The 26,954-nt window shown below is 67.2% G+C and carries 28 protein-coding genes and 1 other RNA gene; 11 read left to right on the plus strand and 18 right to left on the minus strand.

Translation table 11 applies throughout. The annotated features are described in order from the left end of the window. Positions 1–25: 25 nt before the first annotated feature. From A5747_RS25010 to prfB, 10 genes are all read right to left on the minus strand, one after another. A complete protein-coding gene (locus A5747_RS25010) occupies positions 26–328 on the minus strand; it encodes a hypothetical protein (protein WP_076121819.1) in 303 nt (100 codons plus the stop codon). Between the two features lie 317 nt (positions 329–645). Next, positions 646–1,013: a transfer-messenger RNA gene (gene ssrA, locus A5747_RS01535) on the minus strand. A 106-nt stretch (positions 1,014–1,119) separates the two neighbouring features. After that, positions 1,120–1,965, minus strand: a complete 846-nt coding sequence (locus tag A5747_RS01540; RefSeq protein ID WP_076121822.1) for a maleylpyruvate isomerase family mycothiol-dependent enzyme — start codon at positions 1,963–1,965, stop codon at positions 1,120–1,122. A 25-nt stretch (positions 1,966–1,990) separates the two neighbouring features. After that, positions 1,991–2,740 carry an EamA family transporter gene (locus A5747_RS01545; protein WP_198938110.1) on the minus strand — a complete coding sequence of 250 codons (750 nt, stop codon included), beginning with the start codon at positions 2,738–2,740 and terminating at the stop codon, positions 1,991–1,993. A gap of 92 nt (positions 2,741–2,832) precedes the next feature. After that, positions 2,833–3,342 carry an SsrA-binding protein SmpB gene (gene smpB / locus A5747_RS01550; RefSeq protein ID WP_076121826.1) on the minus strand — a complete coding sequence of 170 codons (510 nt, stop codon included), beginning with the start codon at positions 3,340–3,342 and terminating at the stop codon, positions 2,833–2,835. A 5-nt stretch (positions 3,343–3,347) separates the two neighbouring features. Continuing rightward, positions 3,348–4,241 carry a permease-like cell division protein FtsX gene (ftsX, locus tag A5747_RS01555; RefSeq protein WP_076121828.1) on the minus strand — a complete coding sequence of 298 codons (894 nt, stop codon included), beginning with the start codon at positions 4,239–4,241 and terminating at the stop codon, positions 3,348–3,350. Beyond that, the gene (gene ftsE / locus A5747_RS01560; RefSeq protein ID WP_076121831.1) at positions 4,242–4,931 is read right to left on the minus strand and encodes a cell division ATP-binding protein FtsE; all 690 of its coding nucleotides are present in this window, start codon (positions 4,929–4,931) and stop codon (positions 4,242–4,244) included. A 43-nt stretch (positions 4,932–4,974) separates the two neighbouring features. Next, a complete protein-coding gene (locus A5747_RS01565) occupies positions 4,975–5,451 on the minus strand; it encodes a hypothetical protein (protein WP_076121833.1) in 477 nt (158 codons plus the stop codon). Beyond that, positions 5,448–6,452, minus strand: coding sequence for a mechanosensitive ion channel family protein (locus tag A5747_RS01570; RefSeq protein ID WP_142245422.1), 1,005 nt, complete (start codon positions 6,450–6,452; stop codon positions 5,448–5,450). Before A5747_RS01570 ends, A5747_RS01565 begins: the two co-directional genes overlap by 4 nt. Further along, positions 6,442–7,554: a peptide chain release factor 2 gene (prfB, locus tag A5747_RS01575; RefSeq protein ID WP_076121838.1), complete on the minus strand. Its 1,113-nt coding sequence runs from the start codon at positions 7,552–7,554 to the stop codon at positions 6,442–6,444. Before prfB ends, A5747_RS01570 begins: the two co-directional genes overlap by 11 nt. Positions 7,555–7,709: 155 nt before the next feature. On the opposite strand from prfB, the gene A5747_RS01580 reads away from it, so the two are divergent. Beyond that, complete coding sequence (locus A5747_RS01580) at positions 7,710–9,071, plus strand: FAD-dependent oxidoreductase (protein ID WP_076121841.1); 1,362 nt, start codon at positions 7,710–7,712, stop codon at positions 9,069–9,071. Here A5747_RS01580 and A5747_RS01585 read toward each other — a convergent pair whose 3' ends face one another. Further along, positions 9,072–10,655: an FAD-binding oxidoreductase gene (locus A5747_RS01585; protein ID WP_076121843.1), complete on the minus strand. Its 1,584-nt coding sequence runs from the start codon at positions 10,653–10,655 to the stop codon at positions 9,072–9,074. 10 nt (positions 10,656–10,665) lie between these two features. Continuing rightward, the gene (locus A5747_RS01590) at positions 10,666–10,869 is read right to left on the minus strand and encodes a hypothetical protein (RefSeq protein ID WP_076121846.1); all 204 of its coding nucleotides are present in this window, start codon (positions 10,867–10,869) and stop codon (positions 10,666–10,668) included. 91 nt (positions 10,870–10,960) lie between these two features. Here A5747_RS01590 and A5747_RS01595 point away from each other — a divergent pair, with 91 nt between their 5' ends. The 3 genes from A5747_RS01595 (at position 10,961) to A5747_RS01605 (ending at position 13,533) form a co-directional block, all read left to right on the plus strand. Continuing rightward, positions 10,961–11,923 (plus strand): NAD(P)H nitroreductase, encoded by a 963-nt coding sequence (locus A5747_RS01595; protein ID WP_076121848.1) that lies wholly within the window; start codon positions 10,961–10,963, stop codon positions 11,921–11,923. A gap of 50 nt (positions 11,924–11,973) precedes the next feature. Continuing rightward, positions 11,974–12,402, plus strand: coding sequence for a pyridoxamine 5'-phosphate oxidase family protein (locus A5747_RS01600; RefSeq protein ID WP_076121851.1), 429 nt, complete (start codon positions 11,974–11,976; stop codon positions 12,400–12,402). A 138-nt stretch (positions 12,403–12,540) separates the two neighbouring features. Next, a complete protein-coding gene (locus A5747_RS01605) occupies positions 12,541–13,533 on the plus strand; it encodes a nitroreductase family protein (RefSeq protein WP_076121854.1) in 993 nt (330 codons plus the stop codon). Here A5747_RS01605 and A5747_RS01610 read toward each other — a convergent pair. The 3 genes from A5747_RS01610 to A5747_RS01620 are packed head-to-tail and all read right to left on the minus strand — an operon-like array spanning position 13,513 to position 16,693. After that, positions 13,513–15,219 carry a GAF domain-containing sensor histidine kinase gene (locus A5747_RS01610; protein WP_076121857.1) on the minus strand — a complete coding sequence of 569 codons (1,707 nt, stop codon included), beginning with the start codon at positions 15,217–15,219 and terminating at the stop codon, positions 13,513–13,515. The two genes, A5747_RS01605 and A5747_RS01610, sit on opposite strands and share 21 nt — an antisense overlap. Then, on the minus strand, positions 15,212–15,862 hold the full coding sequence (devR, locus tag A5747_RS01615; protein ID WP_076121859.1) for a two-component system response regulator DevR: 651 nt from the start codon (positions 15,860–15,862) through the stop codon (positions 15,212–15,214). The genes A5747_RS01610 and devR overlap by 8 nt, the downstream gene beginning before the upstream one ends. A 24-nt stretch (positions 15,863–15,886) precedes the next feature. Further along, positions 15,887–16,693: a universal stress protein gene (locus tag A5747_RS01620; protein ID WP_076121862.1), complete on the minus strand. Its 807-nt coding sequence runs from the start codon at positions 16,691–16,693 to the stop codon at positions 15,887–15,889. 424 nt (positions 16,694–17,117) lie between these two features. Here A5747_RS01620 and A5747_RS01625 point away from each other — a divergent pair, with 424 nt between their 5' ends. Continuing rightward, on the plus strand, positions 17,118–18,254 hold the full coding sequence (locus A5747_RS01625) for a PPE family protein (RefSeq protein WP_076121864.1): 1,137 nt from the start codon (positions 17,118–17,120) through the stop codon (positions 18,252–18,254). Positions 18,255–18,349: 95 nt separating this feature from the next. Beyond that, the gene (locus tag A5747_RS01630) at positions 18,350–19,468 is read left to right on the plus strand and encodes a PPE family protein (protein ID WP_076121866.1); all 1,119 of its coding nucleotides are present in this window, start codon (positions 18,350–18,352) and stop codon (positions 19,466–19,468) included. A gap of 7 nt (positions 19,469–19,475) precedes the next feature. Here the strand turns inward: A5747_RS01630 and A5747_RS01635 are convergent, their stop codons facing one another. Then, positions 19,476–19,802, minus strand: coding sequence for a hypothetical protein (locus A5747_RS01635; protein WP_076121868.1), 327 nt, complete (start codon positions 19,800–19,802; stop codon positions 19,476–19,478). 58 nt (positions 19,803–19,860) lie between these two features. Here A5747_RS01635 and hisN point away from each other — a divergent pair, with 58 nt between their 5' ends. The 3 genes from hisN (at position 19,861) to A5747_RS01650 (ending at position 23,422) form a co-directional block, all read left to right on the plus strand. Continuing rightward, positions 19,861–20,664: a histidinol-phosphatase gene (gene hisN, locus A5747_RS01640; RefSeq protein WP_076121871.1), complete on the plus strand. Its 804-nt coding sequence runs from the start codon at positions 19,861–19,863 to the stop codon at positions 20,662–20,664. Positions 20,665–20,744: 80 nt separating this feature from the next. After that, positions 20,745–22,148: an acyl-CoA dehydrogenase family protein gene (locus A5747_RS01645; protein WP_076121873.1), complete on the plus strand. Its 1,404-nt coding sequence runs from the start codon at positions 20,745–20,747 to the stop codon at positions 22,146–22,148. Positions 22,149–22,213: 65 nt separating this feature from the next. Next, a complete protein-coding gene (locus A5747_RS01650) occupies positions 22,214–23,422 on the plus strand; it encodes an acyl-CoA dehydrogenase family protein (RefSeq protein WP_076121876.1) in 1,209 nt (402 codons plus the stop codon). Here A5747_RS01650 and A5747_RS01655 read toward each other — a convergent pair. Beyond that, complete coding sequence (locus A5747_RS01655) at positions 23,415–23,939, minus strand: arsinothricin resistance N-acetyltransferase ArsN1 family B (protein WP_076121878.1); 525 nt, start codon at positions 23,937–23,939, stop codon at positions 23,415–23,417. The two genes, A5747_RS01650 and A5747_RS01655, sit on opposite strands and share 8 nt — an antisense overlap. Then, positions 23,939–24,793: an oxidoreductase gene (locus A5747_RS01660; RefSeq protein ID WP_076121881.1), complete on the minus strand. Its 855-nt coding sequence runs from the start codon at positions 24,791–24,793 to the stop codon at positions 23,939–23,941. The genes A5747_RS01655 and A5747_RS01660 overlap by 1 nt, the downstream gene beginning before the upstream one ends. Positions 24,794–24,815: 22 nt before the next feature. Here A5747_RS01660 and A5747_RS01665 point away from each other — a divergent pair, with 22 nt between their 5' ends. Next, the gene (locus A5747_RS01665; protein ID WP_076121883.1) at positions 24,816–25,814 is read left to right on the plus strand and encodes an acryloyl-CoA reductase; all 999 of its coding nucleotides are present in this window, start codon (positions 24,816–24,818) and stop codon (positions 25,812–25,814) included. A gap of 22 nt (positions 25,815–25,836) precedes the next feature. Further along, complete coding sequence (locus tag A5747_RS01670; RefSeq protein WP_076121915.1) at positions 25,837–26,808, plus strand: NADPH:quinone oxidoreductase family protein; 972 nt, start codon at positions 25,837–25,839, stop codon at positions 26,806–26,808. Positions 26,809–26,954 lie beyond the last annotated feature (146 nt).

Consider the following 26,954-nt stretch of genomic DNA (forward strand, 5'->3'; position numbering starts at 1 on the left):
CATAGGTTTCGACGCGGCGGCGTCGTCAGGAATCCGGGGACGACATCAGCCCGCGTTGTCCGGAGCCACCGGGCTCGCGGGACTCGTCGGAGTCGTCGGAGTCGCAGGACTCGTCGGAGTCGTCGGAGTCGCAGGACTCGTTGGCGTCGCAGGACTCGTTGGCGTCGCAGGACTCGTTGGCGTCGCAGGACTCGTTGGCGTCGCAGGACTCGTTGAGGTCGCGGGGCTCGTAGGCCGCACAGAGCTCGTAGGACCTGTCGGACTCGTAGGACTCGCGGGCGTAGGACCCGTGGGCGTAGGGGTCGCAAGGCCGGGGCCTTCGCCACACCAGTCCGCCACATCTTTCGGGTACTGCTCAAGCGGTGGAGGACAACGCTGCCCCGGCGGGAAATTGGCGCCGGCGTTGAGCAGATCGCAGGGCACGTAGACCTGCTTGCCCGTGGGAGTGTTGGTCAGACACTTCGTCGGCGGTTGGCCATGGGCCTCGACGGGAACGATGGCCGCCACCACCACCACTGCGCCGAGCACCCACGCAAGATGGCGATAGGTCATAAGAGCTCCCCGCGACGCGGTGTCAGGCGCGCACAACGTGACATCGCCGTCGTATGACGATTAAAGCCGCTCACCCCAGGAACAGTACTTTCTCTGTGGAGCTGCCGGGAATCGAACCCGGGTCCTACGGCATTCCCTCAAGTCTTCTCCGTGCGCAGTTCGCTATGCCTCTACTCGGATCTCCTGGTCACGCGAACCAGCCAGGATGACGATCCCAGTCGCTGTGTATGTCCCGGTGAGTCCCGCGACCGGACTCACCGGTGGATCCCTCTAGCTGACGCCAGGGTCCGGGCCGAGGGCGTTCCCGGTCTGACGGACTAGCTGTCGCTTAGGCAGCGAGAGCGTAGTCGCGCTGATGTGAATCGGCGCTTATATATTTGCAACGACGCTTACGGTGGTCTCTTGCCTGCACCGGCACGCTTCCCTTGATTCGATGCGCGAAGTCGAAACCGTTCAGCCCCTTGTCTATGTGTTCTTCGCTCATCCCCGCCGACTTTCGGCAGGACAATCCATGGTACGCCGTGTTCAACCAGCGGCGACGGAATTATCTTCGGTTACGGGCTGCGGTCAGATCACAAAGTTCAGGTGCTCGACGACCTGGGTAGCGACCTCTTTATCGCCGTCGAGTTCGATCTCCTGGCTGCGGGCGGGGCTCATCGGGCGCCCGCCGGAAAGCCTGGTGAACTGCAGCCCGTCCATGCGGATCGTTGCCGTAGGTTCCTGTCCGCCGAAGTCGTCGACCAGCTGAGCCCGGCCGTCCACGCTGACGTGGATGTTGCGGGCCACCGGACCGGTCAGCTCGAACAGAATGCGTGACCCGTCGGGCGCTTTGGCGAGCTTGCCCACCACGTATCCCATGGTCGCCGCGACCTCGTCGAGGGAAAGCTGCGACGCAGGCCCGTCGAGCTCGCTGTCGGACGACGGCCGCGACAGCGCCTCGCGCATGTCCTGTTCGTGCATCCAGCAGTCGAACACCCGCACCCGCATGAACCGCCCGTAACTCTCTGGGCCCACCGGCGTCGCGGTGACCGCGTTCCACTCCACATCCGACAGGCCGGCCAGGGCCGCGCGCCGATCCTTGGTCACTGAGCGGAACCGCTCGAGAACTTCCGAGCCGGGCAGACCGCTGAGATGACGCACCCAGCACTCGTTCATCGCACCGATGTCGTTGCGCACGTGATCGAGGGCGGAGACGTCGACGTCGGGTTGCGGGGGCGCGATGCCGGCCAGGAATGACTCGGTGCCGATGATGTGCGACACCAGGGCCTTGACGTCCCACGCGGGCAGTGGACTCGCCGCGCACCAGCCGCTCTCCGGCACCCCGTCCAGCAGCGCATCGATGTCGTCCCACACGGCGAAAAGACCGGACAGGACGTCGGATTTATCGAGTTCGGTGATCTGACGAGTGGCCATGGACGGATCCTAGGCCGATCAGTGCCTAGCTTGCGGCGATCATCGCCACCGAGCCCATGGCCATCACCATGCCGACCCCCTGGCAGCGGCTCACCCGCTCGCGCAACACCACCATCGCCAGCACCACCGTCGCCGCCGGGTAAAGGGAGATCAGGATGCTGGCCAACGACAGCAGCCAGGTGTGCAGCGCGAGCAACATCGTGATGTTGGCGCAGATGTCCAGCAGTGCGACACCCAGTGCCAGCTTCAGCGGCTGCCCGCCCGGCAATCGCAGATTCTTGCTCATCGCGGCCATCGCGAACACCACCACGGTGGCCGCCGTCCGGGCGAACAACAGCGGCCAGAGCTTGGACTCCTGGGGCGCCTGATGGAGGAACACCAGGTTCAGCCCCATCGCCGACCCAGCGAGGAGCGTGAGCCAACCCACCTTCGGTGTGAACCGATACGGCGTGATGCCGTCCACGCTGGCCTCGCGGCTGACCAGCAAGACCGCGACCAGGGCCAGCACCACGCCCAGCGATGCCGCCTGGCCCGGCCGCTCCCCCAGCGCCACACCGACCGCCACAGGCACGGCGGCATTGAGCACGGCCGCCAGCGGTGAGACCACCGAGATCGGCCCGGCCGCCAGCGCGGCGAACAACGCCCACATGCCGAACGCCATGCCGATGCCGTACAGGCTGCCCCAAATGACCGTGCCGGAATGAATGGGTCCGCCCACGGCGATGGCCAGCACGGCGGTCAACACCGTCTCGATCGGGTAGGCCACGAGCATCACTCGCAGCGCGGCTACCCGTCGAGCGGCTACTCCGCCCACGAAATCGCTGACGCCGTAGGTAACGGCCGACAGCTGGGCGTAAGCCGCCCCGATCAGTTGATGCCCTTGGCTCGCCGGCCCATCTCGCGATGCACTTCGCGTTGTGCGTCGCGGCGGGCTAAGTCCTGGCGCTTGTCGTACGCTCGCTTGCCGCGTGCAAGCGCGAGCTCGACCTTGACCTTTCCTTCGGAGAAATACAGAGACAACGGCACGAGGGCGAGGTTACCATCACGTATCTTGCCGACCAGCCTGTCGATTTGTTGCCTATGTAACAACAACTTTCGATTGCGACGTGGGTCATGGTTGGTCCAGCTACCATGTTGGTACTCGGGAATGTGCAAGTTGCGCAACCAAACTTCGCCGTCGTCAACGGTTGCGAACGCGTCGGCCAACGACGCGTGTCCTTCCCGCAGGCTCTTCACCTCGGTGCCCTGCAAAGCCACTCCGGCCTCGAAAAGTTCGATGACCGAATAGTTATGTCGCGCTTTGCGATTGGTGGCCACAATCTGTTTGCTGCCACGCTTGCCGCCCGCGGCCTTGTCCCGGCCGGAGTTATTGGCCACAGCTACTACCGCCGCACGTAGAGCCGCAACGTCGCGTAGGCGGTCAGGCCGGCCATCGACACGCCGAGCAAAAACAGAATCGGCGAGATGTAAAGGATGTCGGCGTAGTCGACCCGTGCGATCAAATTGGCTTGGTAGAACTGGTTTAACGCGTTGTCGAGGAAGAACGCCCGCACCACGATCAAGCCGAGGATCGCGATGCCCACGCCGACGGCCGCGGCGACCATCGCCTCGACCAGGAAGGGCAACTGGGTATACCAGCGGCTGGCCCCCACCAGTCGCATGATCCCAATCTCGGTGCGCCGGGTATAAGCCGCCACCTGAACCATGTTGGCAATCAACAGAATCGCACCGACGGCCTGCACCAGGGCGACGGCGAAGGCGGCGTTGCTCAAGCCGTCCAGGACCGCGAACAGGCGGTCGATCAGATCCTTCTGGTTGAGCACCGAGAGCACGCCGGGCTGGCCCTGCATCGCAGTGTCAAAGTCCTTGTGCTGCTCGGGGTTTTCCAGCTTGACGATGAACGACGCTGGGAAGGAATCCTTTCCCGCAACGTCCTTGTACTGCGGGAACTTCCGGATGGCGTCGTCGTAGGCGTCCTGGCGATTGAGGAACCGCACGGACTTGACGTCCTGGCGCTTCTCGATCGTCTCCCGTAACGCCTTGCACGGGTTGGCTCCGCAGGCCGGGTCGTTGGCGGAGACGTCTTCGGTGAGGAAGACCTGCGTTTCGACGCGGTCGAGGTAGATGGCGCGCGAGTGGTCGGCCAGCAGGACGACCAAGAGGCCGCCGCCGAACAGGCCGATCGAGATGGCGGTCGTAAGGATCATCGCAACGGTCATGGTGACATTGCGACGAAGACCGGTCAGGACCTCGTTGAGCAGGAAACCGAAGCGCACTTAGCGATCCATTCCGTAGATGCCGCGCTGTTCGTCGCGAACCAGCCTGCCCAACGACAGCTCGACGACGCGCTGCCGCATCGAGTCGACGATGTGGTGGTCGTGCGTCGCCATCAGCACCGTCGTGCCGGTGCGATTGATCCGCTCCAACAAATCCATGATGTCCTTGCTGGTGTCGGGGTCGAGGTTGCCGGTGGGCTCGTCGGCCAGCAGCACCAGCGGCCGGTTCACGAACGCGCGGGCAATCGCGACCCGTTGCTGCTCGCCGCCGGACAACTCGTGCGGCAACCGGTTGGCCTTGCCGGACAGGCCGACCGTCTCGAGCACATCGGGCACCACCCGATTGATCGCATCCCTGCGTTTGCCGATGACTTCCAGCGCGAAAGCGACGTTTTCGAACACCGTCTTTTGCTGAAGCAGCCGGAAGTCCTGGAACACGCAGCCCAGCACCTGGCGCAGCTTCGGCACGTGCCGGCCCGGCATCTTGTTGACGTGGAACTTCGAGACCCGGATGTCGCCGGTGTTGGGCGTCTCCTCGGCCAGCAGCAGCCGCATGAACGTCGATTTGCCCGAACCCGACGGGCCGATCAGGAAGACGAATTCACCCTTGTCGATTTTGACGTTGATGTCATCCAACGCCGGGCGGGCCGACGCTTTGTACTTCTTGCTGACATGGTCCAGGGTGATCATCACGGCACGCCAGTGTAGCGGTGAATTTCGCTGGCCCGGACGATCAGCTGGCCGGCGGCGCCGATGTCGGCACCGGACCGGGCCCCGGCTGGGGTTGCTGCGGCGCCGGCGACGGGCTCGTACTCGGCGGGCAGAAGGGCGGCGGCAGCAAACACGGCGGAGTCGGCAGCACGAACGGCGGCGTCGTCGTCGTGGTGACCGGCGGCGGTGGCGGGGGCGGCGGCGTGGACGTGGTCGGTGTCGGGGTGACGGTCACGGTGGGCGCCGGCTGCTGCACCCTGCTGCGCGGCACCCAGGTGTAGTTCGGGTCCGGCACGAATCCGGGCGGCACCACCTGCGGCGCCGCGGGCTTGGGGGGCGGTTCCGGACGATAGGTGTCATAGACCCACCACACCGCCAGGAACGCCACGATCAACACCACGGTCGAGGTGCGGACCCGCCCGCCGAACAGGTGGCTCAGCGGCCGGCGCTGTTGGGCATCGTCGTCGCCCTTCTCGAAAATATTCAGGGTCAGCTTCACCGCTGATGCACCCGGCCCTGGGCCTGTTCTCCGGCTTTGTCGGCTTGTTCGCCGTCGGCCGCACCCGCCTCCGCGGCGGGGACACCCGCATCGTCGACGACGCCGACGGTCGCGTCGGCCGCGGTCACGATTCCGGCGCGGGCAAGCGCCCGGATGACCAGCACACGCAGCTGGCGGCCTACCTCGAACTGCTTGCCGGGCAGCGTGCGGGCCACCACACGCAGGGTGACCGTGTCGACGGCGATGCTCTCGACCCCCATCACGGTCGGAGCGTCTAACAGCAATTCCCCCAATACCGGGTTGTCGAGCGCCCGCTCGCATTCCTGGTGCAGGACCTCATTGACCCGGTTGAGGTCGGCGCTGGTCGACACCGGGATGTCCACCACCGCGCGTGCCCAGTCCTTGGACAGGTTCGTCGCCTTGACGATCTGGCCGTTGGGAATGGTCAACACCTCACCGTCCGGTGAGCGCAGCCGCGTCACCCGCAACGTCACGTTCTCGACGGTGCCGCTGGCTTCCGTCGCGGAAACGATGGTGAGGGTGACCAGGTCACCGAAGCCGTACTGCTTCTCGACGATGATGAAAAAGCCCGAGAGCAGGTCCTTGACGAGCTGCTGAGCACCGAAACCCAGGGCGGCGCCCAACACGGTGGCCGGCGCGACCAGCCCGCCGAAGGAGAACTGCAGCACGCCACCGATTTGCATGATGACCCAGATCGCGATGACCACGATCGACACCCACTGGATCACCGACGCGACGGCCTGGCGGTGCTTGGTCGCCTCCGAGCGCACCAGCGCGTCGCTTTCGGTGAAGCCCACGTCGAGTTGCCGGGTCACCTGCTGTGCGATCCAGCTGACGAAGCGTGCCGCCAGCACCGCGGCGATCAGCAGCATGATGATGTGCAGGCCCCTGCCGAGGATCCATTCGCCGATCGCACCGCGCCAAAAGCCGTGCCAGCGATCCGCCATCGATGCAGCGAGAACAGTTGTGTTAGTCGTCATCTTTTCGGTTGCGCCACCGGATTCCCGCTTCCAGGAACCCGTCGATGTCTCCGTCCAGAACGGCCGCGGGATTGCCCACCTCGTACTCGGTTCGCAGATCCTTGACCATCTGATACGGGTGTAGTACGTAGGAGCGCATCTGGTTTCCCCAGGAACTGCCGCCTTCGCCTTTCAAGGCGTCCAGCTCGGCACGCTCTTCTGATCGCTTGCGCTCCAACAACTTTGCTTGGAGCACTCGCATTGCCGAAACTTTGTTCTGCAGTTGCGACTTTTCGTTCTGACAAGTTACGACGATACCCGTTGGGATGTGGGTTAAGCGAACCGCGGAGTCGGTGGTGTTCACCGACTGGCCGCCGGGCCCGCTGGAGCGGTAAACGTCCACTCGCACATCGCCTTCCGGAATGTCGATGTGATCGGTGGTTTCGACCACCGGAAGCACCTCGACTTCGGCGAAGGATGTCTGACGCCGGCTTTGGTTGTCGAACGGGCTGATTCGCACCAGTCGATGAGTGCCCTGTTCGACGGACAACGTGCCGTAGGCGAACGGCGCATGCACGGCGAACGTCGCGCTTTTGATCCCCGCTTCCTCGGCGTAGGAGGTGTCGAACACCTCGACCGAATACTTGTGCTGCTCGGCCCACCGGATATACATCCGCATCAGCATCTCGGCCCAGTCGGCGGCGTCCACCCCGCCGGCGCCGGAGCGAATGGTGACCAGTGCCTCGCGCTCGTCGTACTCACCCGAGAGCAGGGTGCGCACCTCGGCGGCTTCGATGTCGGCGCGCAGGGCCTTCAGCTCGGCATCGGCCTCGGCCAGCGCTTCGGCCGCGCCTTCACCCTCCTCGGCCGCCAGCTCGTACAGCACCGGCAGGTCGTCCAGCCGCTGCCGCAACTCCTCGATCCGGCGCAGCTCGCCCTGTGTGTGGGATAACTCACTCGTGACGCGCTGCGCGCGGGCCTGGTCGTCCCAGAGGTGCGGGTCGGACGCCTCGTGTTCGAGCTTCTCGATGCGGCCGCGCAGACCGTCGACATCGAGCACCCGCTCCACCGTGGTCAGGGCGGAGTCAAGGGCGGCGATGTCGGCTTGACGGTCGGGTTCCACAGCCGCCCACGTTACCGGGGGCTTTGCGCTCGGCGAGTGCTCAGGTCACGACCAGCGGTCATGCGTTTAGCATCGAGTCACGATCATGTGCAGCCCCGACTGCGCCGCGACAGCCCCTCTGCGCGCAGGCCGGGCACTAAACAGAAGGCTCGAGTATGCGCCCATACCATGTCGCCATCGTCGGCTCCGGACCGTCGGGATTCTTCGCCGCAGCATCGTTGCTGAAAGCCGCCGACACCTCCGACGAGATCGACGTCGCCGTCGACATGATCGAGATGCTGCCCACCCCGTGGGGGTTGGTGCGCTCCGGTGTCGCTCCCGATCACCCCAAGATCAAATCGATCAGCAAACAATTCGAGAAGACCGCCGAGGACCCCCGCTTCCGCTTCTTCGGCAACGTCGTGGTGGGCGAGCACCTCGAGGCGTCCGAACTCGCCGAGCACTACGACGCCGTGATCTACGCCGTCGGGGCGCAGTCGGACCGCTCGCTCAACATTCCCGGTGAGGACCTGCCGGGCAGTGTCGCGGCCGTCGATTTCGTGGGCTGGTACAACGCCCATCCCAACTTCGAGCAGATCTCGCCCGATCTGTCCGGCAGTCGCGCGGTGGTGATCGGCAACGGCAACGTCGCGCTCGACGTCGCGCGCATCCTGGTCACCGACCCGGGCGAGCTGGCGCGAACCGATATCGCCGATCACGCGCTGGAATCGCTGCGCCCATGCGGTGTGGAGGAAGTGGTGATCGTCGGCCGGCGCGGTCCGCTGCAGACCGCGTTCACGACGCTCGAGCTACGCGAGTTGGCAGACCTCGAAGGCGTCGACGTGATCGTGGATCCCGCCGATCTGGAGGGCATCACCGACGAGGATGCGGCCGCGGTCGGCAAGGTCTGCAAGCAGAACATCAAGGTGCTGCGCGACTACGCGGGCCGTGAGCCCCGCCCGGGACACCGTCGAATGGTTTTCCGGTTCAAGACATCCCCGATCGAGATCAAGGGTGACGGCAAGGTGGAGCGGATCGTGCTGGGCCGCAACGAATTGGTCACCGATGAGAACGGGCGGGTGGCCGCCAAGGACACCGGCGAGCGCGAGGAACTGTCCGCGCAGCTGGTGGTGCGGTCGGTCGGGTACCGCGGCGTGCCCACCCCCGGACTGCCGTTCGACGACAAAAGCGCGACCATCCCCCACGCCAACGGCCGGGTCGAGGGTAGCCGCAACGAATACGTCGTCGGATGGATCAAGCGCGGGCCGACCGGTGTGATCGGCACTAATAAGAAGGACTCCCAGGACACCGTCGACACGCTGCTGGCCGACCTGACCGGGACCGACGAATTGGCCGACTTCGGCGAGGACCATGCCGACAAGTTGGCCGACTGGCTGGCCTCGCGGCAGCCGAAGTTGGTCACCTCCGCTCACTGGGAGATCATCGATCGCCACGAGCGGGCCGCCGGTGAGCCGCACGGGCGCCCGCGGGTCAAGCTGCCGAGCCTGGCCGAGCTCTTGCGCATCAGCCACGGCTGATCACGCGTCGATAAGCACCCCGGGGTTGAGAATTCCGGCCGGGTCCAGCGCGGACTTCGCCCCGCGCAACGCCGCCGCGAACGGGTCAGGGCGCTGCAAGTCGTACCACGGGCGGTGATCGCGGCCGACGGCGTGGTGGTGAGTGATGGTGCCGCCGGCGGCGATGATCGCCTCGGACACGGCGGCCTTGATCTCGTCCCATTGCGCGTCCAGGGAGTCCCACCGCCCGCCGGCATAGATGCCGTAATACGGAGCCGGGCCGTCGGGATAGACGTGGGTGAACCGGCAGGTCACCACGCCGGTCCCGCAGATCCGTTCGACCGATGCGCGCGCCGCCCCGGTCACCGCGTCGTGCAGGGCCTCGAATGCGTCCCAGGTGCACGCCGTCTCGAACGTCTCGGCGATGACGCTGCGGCGGGCCAGCGCGTCGCGCTGGTACGGCATCCGCAGAAAGGCCGAACGCCAATTCCCGGAAGCATCCGATTTGCTTGCATCGCTGGTGTTTTCGCGGTCGCGTCGCGCGGTCAGGACGCCGCCGTGTTCGGCGGCGATCGCTACTGCACGGTCGAGCCACGCGTCGACGGGGTGATCCGCGGATTCAAAAGCCAGCACCAGCATCCCTCCCCCGACCGCGGCTCCGGCGTTCAGGAATGCCTCGGCCGGATCCAGCAGCCGGCAATTCGACGGGTAAAGGCCGGCCTGCGCGATCGTTCGGGTCGCGGCGAGCGCGTTCGCCCAGTCGTCGAACGCCAACGACGCGGTGACCTGCCACTTCGGCCGGTTTTGCAAGCGCATCCACGCCTCCGTGATGATGCCCAACGCGCCCTCGGAGCCGAGGAACAACCGATCGGGCGACGGCCCGGCGCCGGATCCCGGGAGCCGCCGCGATTCGCTCACCCCGGCCGGGGTGACGACGCGCAGCGATTCGGTCAGGTCGTCGATGTGGGTGTAGAGCGTGGCGAAGTGCCCGCCGGCACGGGTGGCCAGCCAGCCGCCCAGGCTGGAAAATCCGAACGACTGCGGATAGTGGCGCAGCGTCAAATCGTGTGGGCGTAACTGGTTTTCGATCTCCGGCCCGAGGGCTCCGGCCTGGATGCGGGCGGATCGACTGGTCCGGTCGAGCTCGAGCACCGCGTCCATGGCGGTGGTATCCACCGTGACGGCCAGCCCGTCGAAGCGCGGTTCGACGCCGCCGACCACCGAGCTGCCGCCGCCGTACGGGATCACCGAAATTCCCTGGCGCGCAGCCCAATCCAGGACATCGATCACATCCTGCTCGCGGCGGGGTCGCACTACGAGGTCGGGAACGTGGTCGAGGCGGCCGTGCAGGTTGCGCACGACGTCGCGGAAAGCCTTGCCGTGCGCGTGGGCGGCCCGATCGACGGAGTCAACGGAGCACAGATCGGCCAGCGACGACGGCGGGGCCACCCGCGGCTCGGCCAAGCCGAGCGTGTGGGGATCCGGGGGCGGGTGATCGGTTAGGTCGTGCCCGGGGAGCAGCGCCGCCACGCGTGCGATCAGCTCGCGTGTCTCGTGCTCCGAAAGCGCGTCCTCGACGGTGCCCCAGCCCCACCACGAACGCATGCTGGCGGCGTCAGCGTTTCAAGACGACGACGGCGGTTCCGGCGATCAGCAGCAGGATGGCCGCGGCGATGGCCCAGCCGGCGCCGGCGAGCCACCAGATGACGGCGAGCGCCACGAGTCCCGGTGAGACCGCGAAGAGCGCTATCCCAGGGTTCTGCCTGATCACCGCCAGAGCGCTCTTTGCCCGGATCGGATCGATTTCTCCGCGTGCCATGCCCTCAGAATGCCAGACAAGTGCCTTCTGCGGGTTGATAAAGGACGAAGGCCCCTAGGGGTCCACGCCCGCTCGCCATAGCGTCGACGGTGTGGAAGTCGAGGCGCTCAAGACGGCGGTCCTGCTGGCCTGCCGCGCTCCGTCCGTTCACAACAGCCAGCCGTGGCGGTGGGTGGCGCAAGGCGACGTCATCGATCTGTTCGTCGACCGGCACCGAACGGTGCCCGCCGCCGACCGGTCCGGCCGGGAAGCGGTGTTGAGTTGTGGCGCCGCGCTCGATCACTTTCGCGTCGCCATGACCGCGTCCGGTTGGCTGCCGAGCATTACTCGGCTGCCCGACCCGATCGATCCCACTCACTTGGCCTCTGTCGAATTCAGCCCGATGGATCACGTCACCGCGGCGCAGCGGCAACGCGCGCGGGCGATCCTGCAACGTCGGACCGACCGGCTCGCGTTCGGCATGCCTACCTACTGGTATGCGTTCGAACCCGAGCTGCGAAGCGCGTTGGGCGAAAGCGTTGCGACGCTTGACGTTCTGGCCGACGATCAACGCCCGCTCCTGGCGGAGGCCTCGCAGCTCAGCGAATCGCTCCGGCGCGAAGATTCGTCGTATCAGCTCGAACTGCAATGGTGGACTTCGCCATTCGCGTTGGCCGAGGGCGTGCCGCCGAGCGCGCTGGCATCGGATATCGAGCGCCACCGAGTCGACGTGGCCCGTGACTTCCCGGTCCGAAGCCACCAGGATCGACGCCCGGAGATCGGCGCGGACTGGTCGAAAATCCTTGTGCTGTCGACCCCTGAGGACACGCGGGCCGAGGTGTTGGCGTGCGGCGAGGCGCTGTCGGCCGTCCTACTCGAATGCACCGTGGCCGGAATGGCGACTTGCACGTTGACGCATCTGATCGAATCGGAGGAAAGCCGCGATGTCGTCCGCAACCTCGTCGGCCACGGCGAACCCCAGGTGCTGGTCCGCGCCGGGATCGCGCCGCCCCTGGAAGCGATTCCGGCACCGACACCGCGGCGGCCGTTGGACGACGTTCTCGAGTTTCGCTAGCTCTCCCGACGGCTTGAAATCGTGGCGGTGCGCAGGGAAAGGTTGGAACCATGACCGATGAGCCAGTCACCATCCTGTCGGAGGACGAGAGTTGGCGCCGCTTGGGCGGCGTCGCGCTGGGCCGGCTGGTAACCAGCTTTGCGGGTGAGCCCGAGATCTTCCCGGTCAACTTCGGCGTACAGGGCCGGACCGTGCTGTTTCGGACTTCCGAAGGCACCAAACTGTTCTCCGCCGTGGCCAACAGCGTCGTGCTGTTCGAGGCCGACGACCACAATGTCGCGGAAGGCTGGAGCGTGATCGTCCGTGGTCGCGCAAAGGTGCTACGCACCGACGCCGAGATCGAGGAGGCCGACAGGGCCCAGCTCCTGCCGTGGACCGCGATACCCAAGGTTCACTACGTCCGCGTCACCGCGTCCGAAATCACGGGCCGCCACTTCAGGTTCGGACCGGAGCCAGAACCCGCCGCGGGCCCTGCCTGACGCGGGGGCTTGCGGCAGGGCCAAAGGTCCCCCGATGCCGATGGCTTCCTGCTCTGCTGGCGACGGTGGCGCCGCGCGATCCTGGAAAACATGACCACACTTCTCGACAGCAAGGTTTGTCGGACCGGAGAGGCAGACATGAACGCCCTTTTCCCAGACACCGACACCCTCGAGGCGGTCCTTACCCTGGCCACCCGGGCGCCCTCTATTCACAACACGCAACCGTGGCGGTGGCGGGTCGGCGCGGCGAGCCTGGATCTCTACTCCGAGCCCGACATGCAGCTGCGCAACACCGACCCCGACGGACGGGAGTTGATGCTCAGCTGCGGAACCGCGTTGCATCACTGCGTTGTGGCGCTGGCCGCCATGGGCTGGCAAGTACGGGTCCATCGCTTTCCCGACCCCGCCGACCCCAGCCACCTGGCGACCGTCGAGGTCGCGCCGCACACCCCCGACCACGCCGACATCACCCTGGCGGCCGCCATCCCGCGGCGCCGCACCGATCGGCGCGCCTACGGGCCGTGGCCGGTAGCGGGGGGTGACATCGCGTTGATGGCCGCCCGTGCCGCGCGATGCGGGGTAATGCTTCGGCAGGTCGACGCCCTCGAACGGATGAACAAGATTGTCGCCCAAGCGGTCTGGGACCACGCGACCAATCGCGACTACCTTCGCGAACTCACCATGTGGAGCGGACGGTACGGTTCGGTGGCCGGGGTCCCGGCCAGGAACACACCACCGTCCGAGCGAACCTCCCCGATCCCGGGCCGCCTCTTCGCGGGACCGGGTCTGGCTCCGTCCGCCGCCCCACCCGCCGACGACGGCGCCGCGATCGTGGCGTTGGGCACCGAGGGCGACGACCGCTTGTCCCGGCTGCGCGCCGGGGAAGCCACCAGCGTCGTGTTGCTGACGGCGACGGCACTGGGATTGGCGTGCTGCCCGATCAGCGAACCTCTGGAAATCCGCGAAACCCGCGAGGCGGTACGCGCCGACGTGTTCGGGTCCAGCGGATACCCGCAGATGTTGCTGCGGGTGGGGTGGGCGCCGGTCAACGCGGATCCGTTGCCGCCGACGCCGCGGCGCCGGCTGTCCCGGGTCGTCGAGTGGCCCGGGCTATTGGAGCAGCGGGGCTGACCACCGCAACACGGTTCCGCCTGTGCCGCGCGCGCTTTCGATCGTGAACTGACCGCCCGCCTGCTCGGCCCGACGCCGCAGGTTCGTCAGGCCGCTGCCGGTGAACTCGTCGGGCATCCCCCGCCCGTTGTCGCTCACCTCGATGCACAAGTCGTCTTCGACACTGACCCGGACCGCAAGCGTGGTGGCGTCCGCGTGCCGAACGGCATTGCTGACCGCTTCGCGGACCACCGCCTCGGCGTGGTCGGCCAGCGCACCGTCGACCACCGACAGCGGCCCGACGAATTGGACCGTCGTGCGCAGCCCCGAGCCGGCGAATTGGGTGACCGCGTCGTCGATCCGTTGCCGGAGCCGAGTGATGCCCTGCGCGGCACCGTGCAGGTCGAAGATGGTCGTCCGGATGTCCTGGATGACGCCCTGCAGGTCGTCGACGGCCTCCGAAAGCCGTTGCTGCACTTCGGAATCGCGTGCCCGCGGCACCGTACCCTGCAGCGCCAGGCCGACGGCGAAGAGCCGCTGTATCACATGGTCGTGCAGGTCGCGCGCGATGCGATCGCGGTCGGTGAGCACGTCGAGCTCGCGCATCCGGCGCTGCGAGGTGGCCAGCTGCCAGGCCAGCGCGGCCTGATCGGCGAATGCGGCCATCATTTCGAGCTGCTCGTCGGTGAATGCCCCCGGACCGCGTTGGCGCACAACGACAACGACTCCCGCGACCGTATCGGTGGCCCGCAACGGCAGTATCAGCGCCGGCCCCAGTTCGTGTGCGCCGTCGAGGTCGATCCGGTCGACCCGTCGCGGGGTGCTCGTGGTGAAGGCGTCCCCGATCGCCGTGCCCCCGATCGCGACGGTTCGGCCGGCGATGGAAGCTGCAGCGCCGCCTACTGTTTCGACCACCAGCAGCTCGTCGGAGCTCGCCGCGTTTTCGTCGGCCGGAACGGCTACCAGGGCCGCTTCGGCGGCCGTGAGTTTGAGCGCTTCCTCGGCGACCAGGCGGAACACCGTCGCGGGTTCGGTGCCGGACAGCAATTCGGTGGCTATGTCACGGGTGGCTTCGATCCACGACTGCCGCTGCTGGGCCTCCTGATAGAGCCGGGCGTTTGCGATGGCGATGCCCGCGGCCGCGGCCAGCGCCTGGACCAACACCTCGTCGTCATCGCTGAACGGCTGCCCGTTGATCTTGTCGGTGAGATAAAGAGTGCCAAACGATTGGTCGCGCACCAGAACCGGCACCCCGAGGAAAGTCCGCATCGGCGGGTGGTGTGCCGGAAACCCGATCGAGGCGGGGTGTTGCGAAAGGTCGTCCAGACGTAGCGGTTTGGGTTCGTCGATCAGCAGGCCGATGACGCCGAGGCCTTCGGGTAGGTGGCCGATGCGCCGCACGGTTTCCTCGTCGATGCCCTCGTGGACGAAGCGCACCAAGTGATTGTCCCGGTCGTGCATCTCCAGGGCGCCGTATCGAGCGTCGACGAGTTTGGTGGCCGAGTGCACGATGGTGCGCAGCGTGGCCTCCAGATCCAATCCGGACGTGACCACGAGCATCGCCTCTAACAGCCCGTCGAGGCGGTCGCGGCCTTCGACGATCTGCTCGACGCGATCCTGCACCTCGACCAACAGCTCGCGCAGCCGCAGTTGGGAAAGTGTTTGACGCAGCGGGCCCATGCCGGCGTCTCCGGTGTCGCTATTCATCACCGGGCGGCCGCGAGCGCTTCAGTTCCGTTGCGAACACCGCGGCTTGGGTTCGCCGCTCCATGCCCAGCTTGGCCAGCAGCCGAGACACGTAGTTCTTCACTGTTTTTTCGGCCAGAAACATGCGGTCGGCGATCTGCTTGTTGGTCAGCCCCTCGCTGAGCAGGCTGAGCAGCGTCCGTTCCTGATCGGTGAGACCCGACAACGGGTCGGACTTCTCGGTGGCGCCGCGCAACTTGGCCATCAGCGCCGCGGCTGCGCGATTGTCGAGCAGCGACCGCCCGGCGCCGACTTCTTTGACGGCGTGTGCCAGCTCCATCCCCTTGATGTCCTTGACGACGTAGCCGCTGGCGCCCGCCAGGATCGCGTCCAGCATCGCCTCATCGGAGGTATACGACGTCAGGATCAGGCAGCGCAGCTCCGGCATGCGCGACAACAGATCACGGCACAGTTCGATGCCGTTGCCGTCGGGCAGCCGGACGTCGAGTACCGCGACATCCGGGCTCGCGGCCGGAATCCTGGCCATCGCCTCGGCGACGGAGCCCGCCTCACCGACGACGTCGAGGTCGGGATCCGCCCCGAGCAGGTCGATCAGCCCGCGCCTCACCACTTCGTGATCGTCGACCAAGAAGACCTTTACCAAGGCGCCACTCCCGACATCCGCTGCCTACAAGTTGCCGCACCGAACCGTGAGTATTGAGCATCCCACGTTGTACGCCCCGCACACGTCATTGGCGGCGTGCATATCGGTGACGAAGAGCTGCCCGGTGTCCGCGTTGGCCTCCAGGTATCCGCCGACACCTCCGCGGATGACCGTGGACTCGACCGGCACGTCGGGGTAACGCGGCGTCCAGCGGGCCAGCCGGCGATTCAGTTGCGCTTGCACCAAGCGGTTTCCGTCGCCGACATCGTCGGGGGTCTCGGCGACGTGTGCGGCCAGTGCCCGCAGCGGAACTCGGCGCAACCTCGCCTCGTCGAACGCGTGTCGCAGCACCGAACCATTGTCCACTTGCACGACGACCTCGTTGACCTCGGGGCTTGCCGGACCGCCCGGCGAGCGGTGCACCACCGCAACTGGGCACAACGCCGATTCGGCCAGGGCAGCTGCGACGGTGCCACCGATGCGGCGCGCGTGGTTGAGCCCGATCGACCCGACGCAGATCAAGGCCGCCGACCTCGATTCGGCCATCAGCTTGGCCAGCGGCCGCCCCCACAGGATCTCGGTTTCGATCTTGACCGGCTTGTCCGTGGCGTCGACGGCCCGGTAGGCGGCGTAGAGCGCCGCGCGGGCAACGCTTTGCGGGTCGTCCTGCGAGCCCGCCGCGGGGGTGCACAGCGGATCGACGACGTACACCAGTCGCAGCGGGATGTCCCGGGCGACCGCCTCGTCGACGGCCCACAAGGCCGCGTGAGTCGCCGCCCTTGATCCGTCGATGCCGACGACGACCGACGGAGCTGGGTAGATGTCGCTCATCGGAGTCTCCTTTGCGGGAGTGTTCATCGTTGCTAACCCGTACGTTATGGGCCGGGCACGCCGTTTCCGCAGAGGCGATGGTCACCAACCGAGTGCCATTGGTCCCTTTCAATCCGGGATTGGGCGTTACCTCGCGTCGGGAAATTTCCTGGACTTGCTCCGTTAACGGGACCAAAACGCGATACTGGGCCTCTCGGGCCCACGACGATTCATAGCTGAAGGCTGCAGAGATGCCCCGTGCGCATGCCCCGCCAGCTCTTTTACTGGCGACGCCGGCCGCGACCCTAGCGGCCCCCGTGCAGCCACCGAGTCTGCGATAACGCAGGACCAACTCACTTCTTTAGACCACCGCCGACACGGCGGTGGTGCGTTGTCGACGCCGATGAACCTCACCGCAAACAACTCACGAAGGAGATGCGACACAATGGATTTCGCATTTTTGCCACCGGAAATCAATTCGGCCCGAATGTACGCCGGGCCGGGGGCCGTATCGCTGTTGGCCGCAGCGGGCAGCTGGGACGCGCTGTCGGCCGAGTTGAGCGCCACAGCCGAGTCCTACGAGTCGGTGCTCTCCGGCCTGGACTTGCAGTGGCGCGGGCCCGCATCCGAAGCGATGGCGGCCACCGCCGCACGCTACGTAGGTTGGCTGCAAACGACCGCCGAACAAACAAAGCAGACCGCCATGCAGGCCAGGACGGCGGCGGCGGCCTATGAGCAGGCCTACGCGATGACGATTCCGCCGCCGGCGGTCACCGCCAACCGGACACAACTGGCCTCGCTGATCGCGACGAATGTGCTAGGCCAGAACACGGCGGCGATCGCGGCCACCGAGGCGCAGTACGCCGACTATTGGGCTCAGGACTCCGCTGCGATGTCCGGCTACTCCGCCTCGTCGACAGCCGCGACGACGGAGCTACCTAAGTTCTTCTCCCCGAACCGCACCACCAACGAGTCCGGGCTGGCCGCTCAGAGCGCGTCGGTCGGCCGAGCCAATGCGACCGCAGCGGTTACACGGTCGGCTGCGCAGGCGGTTTCCGCGGCCGCCCAGCAGGCGCCGGCGGCCGCCGCGGCCGCCCCCGCGGCCGCGGGCGACTCGACCGCCTTCCGCATCCTTGACGCCATTCAGGCAACCAATGTCGCGCTCACCGCCCCCTACAACATGGAAGCGTTCGCTTCCGGCGTCATTGGGGCCGAGAACAACCTCGGCATTTTGCCCAAGGCGGCGGCGGCTCCCGCCGCGCTGGCCCCCGCGCTGACCGCAGCTCCCCAGCTGGGCGGTGGCGCGGGCCTGGGCAACGTCACTGCAACGTTCGCCCGCGCGGGGACCATCGGCCCGATGTCCGTCCCGGCGAGCTGGTCGGCGCCGTCGACCGGTCAGATCGCGCGGTTGGAGCCCGCCGGCTTCACCACGATTCCGGGCACCGAGGAGGCGGTCGCCTCGGGTTACCCCGGCTACCCGGGGATGCCGGCGGGGAACGTCGCTCGGGGCGCGGGCGTGGGCGGTCCGCCCCGCTACGGTGTCCGGCTCACGGTGATGCCGCGCCCGCCCGCGGCCGGCTAACGGACAGCTGATCCTCAGCAATTGAGGTCGCGAATGTTTCGCGGCCCGGCCGCAGCGCTGTTCGCTGCGCAGGACGCCTATCGAGATGTGACCCAATGGATTTCGTGTTCTTGCCACCGGAGATCAACTCCGCCCGGATGTACACCGGCCCGGGCTCGGGCCCGCTGCTGGCCGCCGCGGGAAGCTGGGACTCCCTGTCGGCCGAGTTGGGCATCGCGGCCGGGGTCTATGAGTCGGTGCTCTCGGGTCTGACGAGCTTGCACTGGCGCGGGCCGGCATCCGACGCGATGACGGCCGCCGCTATCCCCTATGTGGCCTGGCTGCACGCGGCCGCGGAACGGGCCGAGCAGACGGCGATCCAGGCCCGCGCCGCCGCGGCGGCCTACGAACTGGCATATGCGATGACGGTGCCCCCGGCAGCGGTCGCGGCCAACAGGATGCAGTTGGCGCTGCTGATAGCGACGAACTTCTTCGGCCAGAACACCGCGGCGATCGCGGCCACCGAGGCGCAGTACGCCGAATACTGGGCCCAGGACGTCACCGCGATGTCCGGCTACGCGACCAGCTCGCTTGCGGCCACGCGGTTGACGCCATTCTCGTTGCCGAGGCAGGCCACCAAGCCCGACGGGATCAGCGCTCAAACCGCCGCGGTCGCGCAGGCCAACGCCGGCGCCGCGTCCGCAACCCCAGCCGCGCAAGCGGTTTCGGCTGCGCCCTCGCCCGCTTCGAGCACCTCGGGCAGTTTCGCACTGTTCGACGCCATCATGGCTACCGGCACCGCTCTGAAAGCTCCTACCAGTTTCGAGGGGTTTGTTTCCGGGATCGTCGGAGCCGAGAAGGACTTGGGGATTTTGCCCGCGCTCGGGTCGACAACCGCTCAGGTGGCCGCGACGCCCACGCTCGGCGGCGCCTCGGGCCTCGGAGGCGGTTTGGGCAACGTCACCGCAACGCTGGCGCGGTCCGGCACCATCGGATCGATGTCCGTGCCGGCGAGCTGGAGCGCACCGTCGGAAGGCACCGTTACGGCGTCTCCAGCGGCCCCCACAATCGCATTGGCGGGCAACGGATTACCGACGCCCGACGGGACCGGCGGGCCGACCGGTATGGCGGGCGTACCCGGGATGCCCGGAGGAAGAGTCTCGCGAGCCACGATTGTCGTCCCCCGATACGGCGCTCGGGTCACGGTGATGGCGCGCCCGCCGGCGGCCGGATGACGGTCGGCTACGCGGGGGGCTCCGGCGGCGCGAACTTCCAATTGTTGGGATTCTTGGTGGAATACAGCACCGGCATCAGCTGGCCCACGGTCGGCCACGCGTCGACGTCGACCGCCATGCGTTGATACACGGAGTACTCATCGAGGGTGGGCCCGTTGATCACCCCCGCAATCGTGACGTATTGCTCACCAGTCACGTCCGGCCGCGGGCTGACGCCTGTCACCAACAGCGTGCCGCTCGCCAGCTCACCGCGCGGGCCACGCGGGATGAATCGCTGGGCAAGGAAGACCGCCAGGACGGCGACGAGTAGGAGCAGCACTCCGAATTCCCACACGCATCCAGGTTAGGGCTTTCGAAGAGTCGTTTCTGAAAGTCGTGGTAGGACTGCTGGCATGGCCCGGGATGATCTGGCGCTGGCGCTCGTGCTGGCCGACCGTGCGGACACACTGACTCGAGCCCGGTTCGGCGCACTCGACCTGCGCATCGACACCAAACCGGATCTGACTCCGGTGACCGACGCCGATCGGGCGGTCGAGGCCGACCTGCGCGCGGCGCTCGGGCGCGAACGGCCGGACGACAGCATCGTCGGCGAGGAGTTCGGCGGCACCACATCCTTCACCGGGCGGCAATGGATCATCGACCCGATCGACGGAACCAAGAACTTCGTGCGCGGAGTGCCGGTGTGGGCCAGTTTGATCGCGATGCTCGAGGACGGCGCGCCCTCGGTCGGCGTGGTGAGCGCGCCCGCGCTGCAGCGTCGGTGGTGGGCCGCCCGCGGCCGCGGCGCGTTCGTCGCCGTCGAGGGATCCCCGCCGCGTCAAATCTCGGTTTCCTCTGTCGCACAGCTGGATTCGGCCAGTCTGTCGTTCGCGAGCCTGTCGGGATGGGCGCAACGCGGTTTGCGCGAACGCTTCGTCGAGCTGACCGACGCGGTGTGGCGGGTGCGCGCCTTCGGCGACTTCTGGTCCTATTGCCTCCTCGCCGAGGGGGCCATCGATATCGCCGCCGAGCCGGAGGTGTCGGTGTGGGACTTGGCGCCCCTCGACATCCTGGTCCGCGAGGCGGGCGGGACGTTCACCGGCTTGGACGGGAGCGCGGGCCCGCACCGCGGCAGCGCCGTGGCGACCAACGGGCTGCTGCACGACCAGGTGCTCGCTCGCATCGGCTCGCATCCGAAAGCACGCGGTGTGAATTAGTTAACAGGGCATTTCCGCGCTATCTTACTCCGGAGTAAGATAGCGTCATCCGCATCGCCCCAACGACCGAGGCTGCCGAAATGACCGGTTCGAAGAAGACTCAATCGTCGAAATCCACGCGTTCGCGCTTCCGGCGGCGCGGCCGCAAGACCGGCGTCGGGCTGCAACCGCACCGGCGGACCGGGATCGATATCACCATGGCGCTACTCACCCCGCTCGTCGGGCAGGAGTTTCTGGACAAATACCATCTGCGCGACCCGCTCAACCGGGCCCTGCGGTACGGCACCAAGACGATCTTCTCCACTGCCGGCGCCACCAGCCGGCAGTTCAAACGGGTTCAGAACCTTCGCGGCGGACCGACCCGGCTCAAGTCGAGCGGCAAGGACTACTACGACCTGACGCCCGACGATGAGCAGAAGATGATCGTCGAGACCCTCGAGGATTTCGCCGCAGAGGTGCTGCGGCCCGCGGCGCCCGACGCCGACGAGGCCGCGACCTACCCGCCGGATCTGATCGCCAAGGCGGCCGAGTTGGGCATCACCGCGATCAACATCCCCGAGGACTTCGAAGGGATCGCCGCGCACCGTTCCAGCGTCACCAACGTACTGGCGGCGGAGGCCCTGGCCTACGGCGACATGGGTCTGGCTCTGCCGATTCTGGCGCCGGGAGGAGTGGCGTCCGCGCTGACCCATTGGGGCAGCGCGGACCAGCAGGCCACGTACCTGCCCGAGTTCGCCGGCGAGAACGTCCCGCAGGCCTGTGTGGCCATCGCGGAGCCACAGCCGCTGTTCGACCCCACCCGGCTGAGGACCACTGCCGTGCGGACACCGAGCGGATACCGGCTCGACGGGGTGAAGTCGTTGGTCCCCGCCGCGGCCGACGCCGAGCTGTTCATCGTCGGCGCGCAACTGAACGGCAAACCGGCACTGTTCATCGTCGAGTCATCCACCAAAGGCCTTACCGTCAAAGCGGATCCGAGCATGGGGATTCGTTCGGCGGCCCTGGGCCAGGTCGAACTCTCCGGCGTGTCGGTTCCGGCCAACGCCAGGCTGGGCGAGGACGAGGCGACCGACGACGACTACTCCGAGGCGCTCGCGCTGTCCCGGCTGGGCTGGGCGGCGCTGGCAGTCGGCACATCGCACGCGGTTCTCGACTACGTCATCCCGTATGTGAAAGAGCGCGAAGCGTTCGGCGAGCCGATCGCCCACCGCCAAGCCGTCGCGTTCATGTGCGCCAACATCGCGATCGAACTCGATGGGCTGCGGCTGATCACCTGGCGCGGCGCGGCGCGCGCCGAGCAGGGCCTTCCGTTCGCCCGCGAGGCGGCGCTGGCCAAGCGGCTCGGCGCCGACAAGGGCATGCAAATCGGGCTGGACGGGGTGCAACTGCTCGGCGGCCACGGCTACACGAAGGAACACCCGGTCGAACGCTGGTACCGGGACCTGCGGGCCATCGGTGTCGCCGAGGGCGTCGTCGTCATCTAAGTCGTCATCTAAGTCGTCATCCAAGTCGTCATCTAGCTCGTTACTTCTGAAGCGAAAGACCAATCATGGCAATCAATCTGGAACTGCCCCGCAAGATGCAAGCGGTGATCGACAAGGCGCACCAGGCCGGCGCGGAGCTGATGCGACCGATCGCCCGCAAGTACGACCTCAAAGAGCACGCCTACCCCGTCGAGCTGGACACGCTGGCCAGCCTGTTCGCCGGAGCAGCCGAGTCCAACGCCCTGGGCCTCGCCGGAGCCGATGCGTTCCGCAGCGGTGAAAGCAAGGAGGAAAACCGCAACGGCGCAAACATGGCCGCGGTCCTGCAGACGTTGGAGGCCTGCTGGGGGGACGCGGCGATGATGCTGTCGATCCCCTATCAGGGCCTGGGCAACGCGGCGATCTCCGGGGTGGCCACCGATGAGCAACTGCAGCGGCTGGGCCGGGTCTGGGCCGCGATGGCCATCACCGAACCGAGTTTCGGATCCGACTCCGCGGCGGTGTCCACCACCGCGAAGCTGGACGGCGACGAATACGTGATCAACGGCGAAAAGATCTTCGTCACAGCCGGTTCGCGGGCCACGCACATCGTGGTGTGGGCAACGCTGGACAAATCGCAGGGACGGCCGGCGATCAAATCGTTCATCGTGCCGCGCGAACACCCCGGCGTCACCGTCGAGCGGCTGGAGAACAAGCTCGGCATCAAGGGCTCCGACACCGCCGTCATCCGGTTCGACAACGCCCGCATTCCGAAGGACAACCTGCTCGGCAACCCCGAAATCGAATCGGGCAAGGGCTTTTCCGGGGTAATGGAGACGTTCGACAACACCCGTCCGGTGGTGGCCGCGATGGCCATCGGGATTGCCCGGGCAGCCCTGGAGGAACTGCGCAAGATCCTGACCGAGGCCGGTGTCGAGATCTCCTACGACAAGCCCTCACACGTCCAAAGCGCCGCCGCGGCCGAGTTCCTGCGGATGGAGGCCGACTGGGAGTCCAGCTACCAGCTGACCCTGCGGGCAGCGTGGCAGGCGGACAACCAGATTCCCAACTCCAAAGAGGCGTCCATGGCCAAGGCCAAAGCGGGTCGGGTGGGTAGCGACATCACCCTCAAGGCCGTCGAATTGGTTGGCACCACAGGCTATTCCGAGCACACGCTGTTGGAGAAGTGGGCACGCGACTCCAAGATCATGGACATCTTCGAGGGCACTCAGCAGATCCAGCAGCTGGTGGTCGCGCGTCGCCTGCTGGGCCTGTCGTCGGCCGAGCTCAAGTAGCGATCGGCCGCGGCGGGTCGTCCCCGTCGTTCGGCAGGTCGAGCTGCCACCACGAGACGTCATGCCACGCGCCGAGTTTCCATCCGACCCTGCGGTAATGGCCCGCGGGCCGAAAGCCGAACGCCCGATGTAACGCATTGCTGGCGTCGTTGGGTTGGGCGATGCCGGCGAACGCGCGCCGGAAACCACGTTCGGCGAGCCGGTGCAGCAGTTCGGCGTAGAGCATTCGGCCACCGCCCTTCCCTCGCCGGTCCTGGGCGAGGTAGACGCTCGTCTCGACCGACCACTGGTAGGCGGCGCGCGAATTGAACTGGTGCGCATAGGCGTAACCGATGACGTCCCCGTCAACGTCGAGCACCAGCCATTCGTGCGTCACCCGCGCGTCGGCGATGCGTGCCGCCATTTCCTCGACCGTCGGGACCTCCGTTTCGAACGTGATCACGGTGTCCAGCACGTACGGGCGGTAGATCTCGACGCACGCCGCGGCATCGGCGGCGGTCGCGGGTCTGACGCGCATCAACCGACCGCGTTCAGCCGTTCGCGGCTTTCGTCGTCGAGCTCGATCGAGGCGACGTCGAGGTTCTCCTCCAGGTGCCGCACGGACGACGTGCCCGGGATGAGCAGCACATTGGGCGCCACGCTCAGCGTCCACGCCAACGCGACTTGGGCCGGGGTGCGCCCGATTCGCTCCGCGATCTGCTGCACCAGCGGGTTGGTGAGCACCGGGTTCGGCTGGACGAAGGCGGCCCCTAGTGGGAAGAACGGGACGAACGCGATTCCCCGGGCCGCGCATTCGTCCAGCACCCCGGCCGACTCCCGGTGAATCAGGTTGAAAGCGTTTTGCACACAGGCGATCTCGGTGCGCTCCAGCGCGTGCAGTAGGTGATCGCGGTTGATATTGCTCAGCCCGATGCCGCCGATCAATCCCTCGTCACGGGCTTGGATCATGACCGAGAGCTGGTCGTCGAACAGTTGGTCCGGCCCCTCGCTCTCGAACACCCGCAGGTTGACCGCGGCTAGCTGGTCCACGCCGAGAGTGAGCAGATTCATTTCGATGTCACGGCGCAAGTCGGCGGGCTCGGTGAATGGCAGCCAGGCGCCGGTGTCGTCGCGGTGGCCGCCGACTTTGCTCACCAGGGCCAGGTTCTCCGAGTACGGATGCAACGCCTCGCGGATGAGCTCATTGGCGACGTCGGGGCCGTAGAACTGAGCGGTGTCGATGTGGTTGACGCCGAGCTCGACGGCGCGGCGCAGCACCGCCAGCGCCTCGTCGCGATCCCGCGGCGGCCCGAACGCGTTCGGGCCGGGCAGTTGCATCGCGCCGAAGCCGATGCGGGCGACGGAAACGCTACCGAGTGGAAAGGAATCCATAGGGTGAGGTTAGCGTCGAGGAATGGACACTTTTCACGCGCTGGTCGCGCGGCAAGACGGTGACCGGATCACCGCGTCGGTCGAGACACTGAGCCAATCCGACCTACCGCCCGGTGAGGTGACCATCCGGGTCTTGTATTCGAGCGTCAACTTCAAAGACGCGCTGGCGCTGACGCCGAAGGGCGGCGTCGTGCGCGACTACCCGGTCGTGCCGGGCATCGATCTGGCCGGCGAAGTGGTCGAGTCGCAGTCGGCCGATTTCGCCGTCGGCGACCAGGTCCTGGCCCACGGGTACGCGATCGGCACCGGTCATCACGGCGGCTACGCGGAATACGCGCGGCTGCGGGCCGACCAGGTGGTGGCGCTCGGCGCGTTGAGTCCGCACGAGGGCGCCGCGATCGGCACCGCCGGGTTCACCGCCGCGATGAGCGTGCAGGCGCTGATCGATTGGGGCATCAAGCCCGACGCCGGATCCGTCGTCGTCACCGGCGCCTCCGGCGGGGTCGGCTCCGTCAGCGTGGACCTACTGTCCGCCGCCGGCTATCGGGTGGTGGCCTCGAGCGGCAAGGAAGAGGCGGCCGACTTGCTCAAAGAGCTTGGCGCCGCGGAGGTTATCGGGCGGCTGCCCGAGGATCCCGACGCCAAACTGCGGCCGCTGGCCAAGGCGCGGTGGGCCGGGGCGGTGGACTGCGTGGGCGGCGCGACGCTGGCCGGTGTGCTCAGCGCCGTCGACTACGGCGGGGCGGTGGCCGCCAGCGGCCTCACCGGGGGTCCGGCCCTGCACACCACGGTGATGCCATTCATCCTGCGCGGCGTCGCCCTGCTGGGGATGGACTCGGTGCTGATGCCGATCGCCCGGCGCCGGAAGTTGTGGGCGCTGCTGGGTGACTCGTTGCGGCCGCGTCATCTGGACGCGGTCGTCAGCGACGTCGACGTCAAAGACGTCGTCGGCGTGATCGATCGGGTACGTGCCGGCGCATTCACCGGCCGGGCGGTGGTGCGGGTCGCCGGCGGATTTTGAGCTGAAAGTAGGCTTTCCGACCATGCGCGCTGCACGGGTGACTCGGCTGGATGGTCCGGACGCGATCGAGGTAAGCGACGTCGACGAACCCTCGGGTGACGGTGTGGTGGTCGAGGTGCACGCGGCCGGGGCGGCATTCCCCGACGCGCTGCTGACCCGTGGCCTCTATCAGTACCGGCCGGAGCCGCCGTTCGTGCTCGGCGCGGAGATCGCCGGCGTCGTGCGCTCCGCGCCGGACGGCGCTCACGTGGGTCCCGGCGACAGGGTCGTCGGCCTGACGATGCTGTCCGGTGGCATGGCCGAGGTCGCGATCCTCTCACCCGATCGGGTGTTCAAGCTCCCGGACAACGTGAGTTTCGAGGCGGGCGCCGGCCTGCTGTTCAACGACCTGACGGTGTACTTCGCGCTGACCGTGCGTGGCCGGCTGGGCCAGGGTGAGACGGTGCTGGTGCACGGCGCCGCCGGCGGGATCGGGACGTCGACGCTGCGGCTGGCGTCGTTGCTCGGGGCGTCGCGGACCATCGCGGTCGTCAGCACCGAAGACAAGGCGGACGTCGCGACGGCGGCCGGCGCCACCGATGTGGTGCTGGCCGAAGGTTTCAAGGACGCGGTCAAGGAGCTCACCGGCGGCCGCGGCGTCGACGTGGTCGTCGACCCGGTCGGGGGCGATCGGTTCACCGATTCATTGCGCTCGCTCGCCCCGGGCGGACGGCTGCTGGTCATCGGGTTCACCGGCGGGGAGATTCCGACCGTGAAGGTGAACCGCCTGCTGCTCAACAACATTGACGTCGTCGGCGTGGGCTGGGGCGCCTGGACGGCCACGCACCCGGACGCGCTCGCCGAGCAGTGGGCCGGCCTCGAGGGCCTGCTCAGCTCGGGCCGGCTGACGCCGCCCACGCCCGAGGTCTACCCGCTGGAGCAGGCCGCCGCGGCGGTCGCGTCGCTGGAGAACCGCACCGCCAAGGGGAAAGTCGTCGTCCGCGTCCGCGATTGACGCGCGTCTCGGCCCCGGTTGATCGGGCCGCGTTGGTCGGCGACACATAAACGTCAGCGAAAACACGCCGGGTGGATTCAAGGTTTGGTTGCAACAGGGGTTTGTGGTGGGGCTGACAGTAGTCGATCGAGGATTTGGGCGGGGCT

The sequence above is a fragment of the Mycobacterium sp. IS-836 genome, assembly GCF_001954275.1.
Classification (GTDB): Bacteria; Actinomycetota; Actinomycetes; order Mycobacteriales; family Mycobacteriaceae; genus Mycobacterium.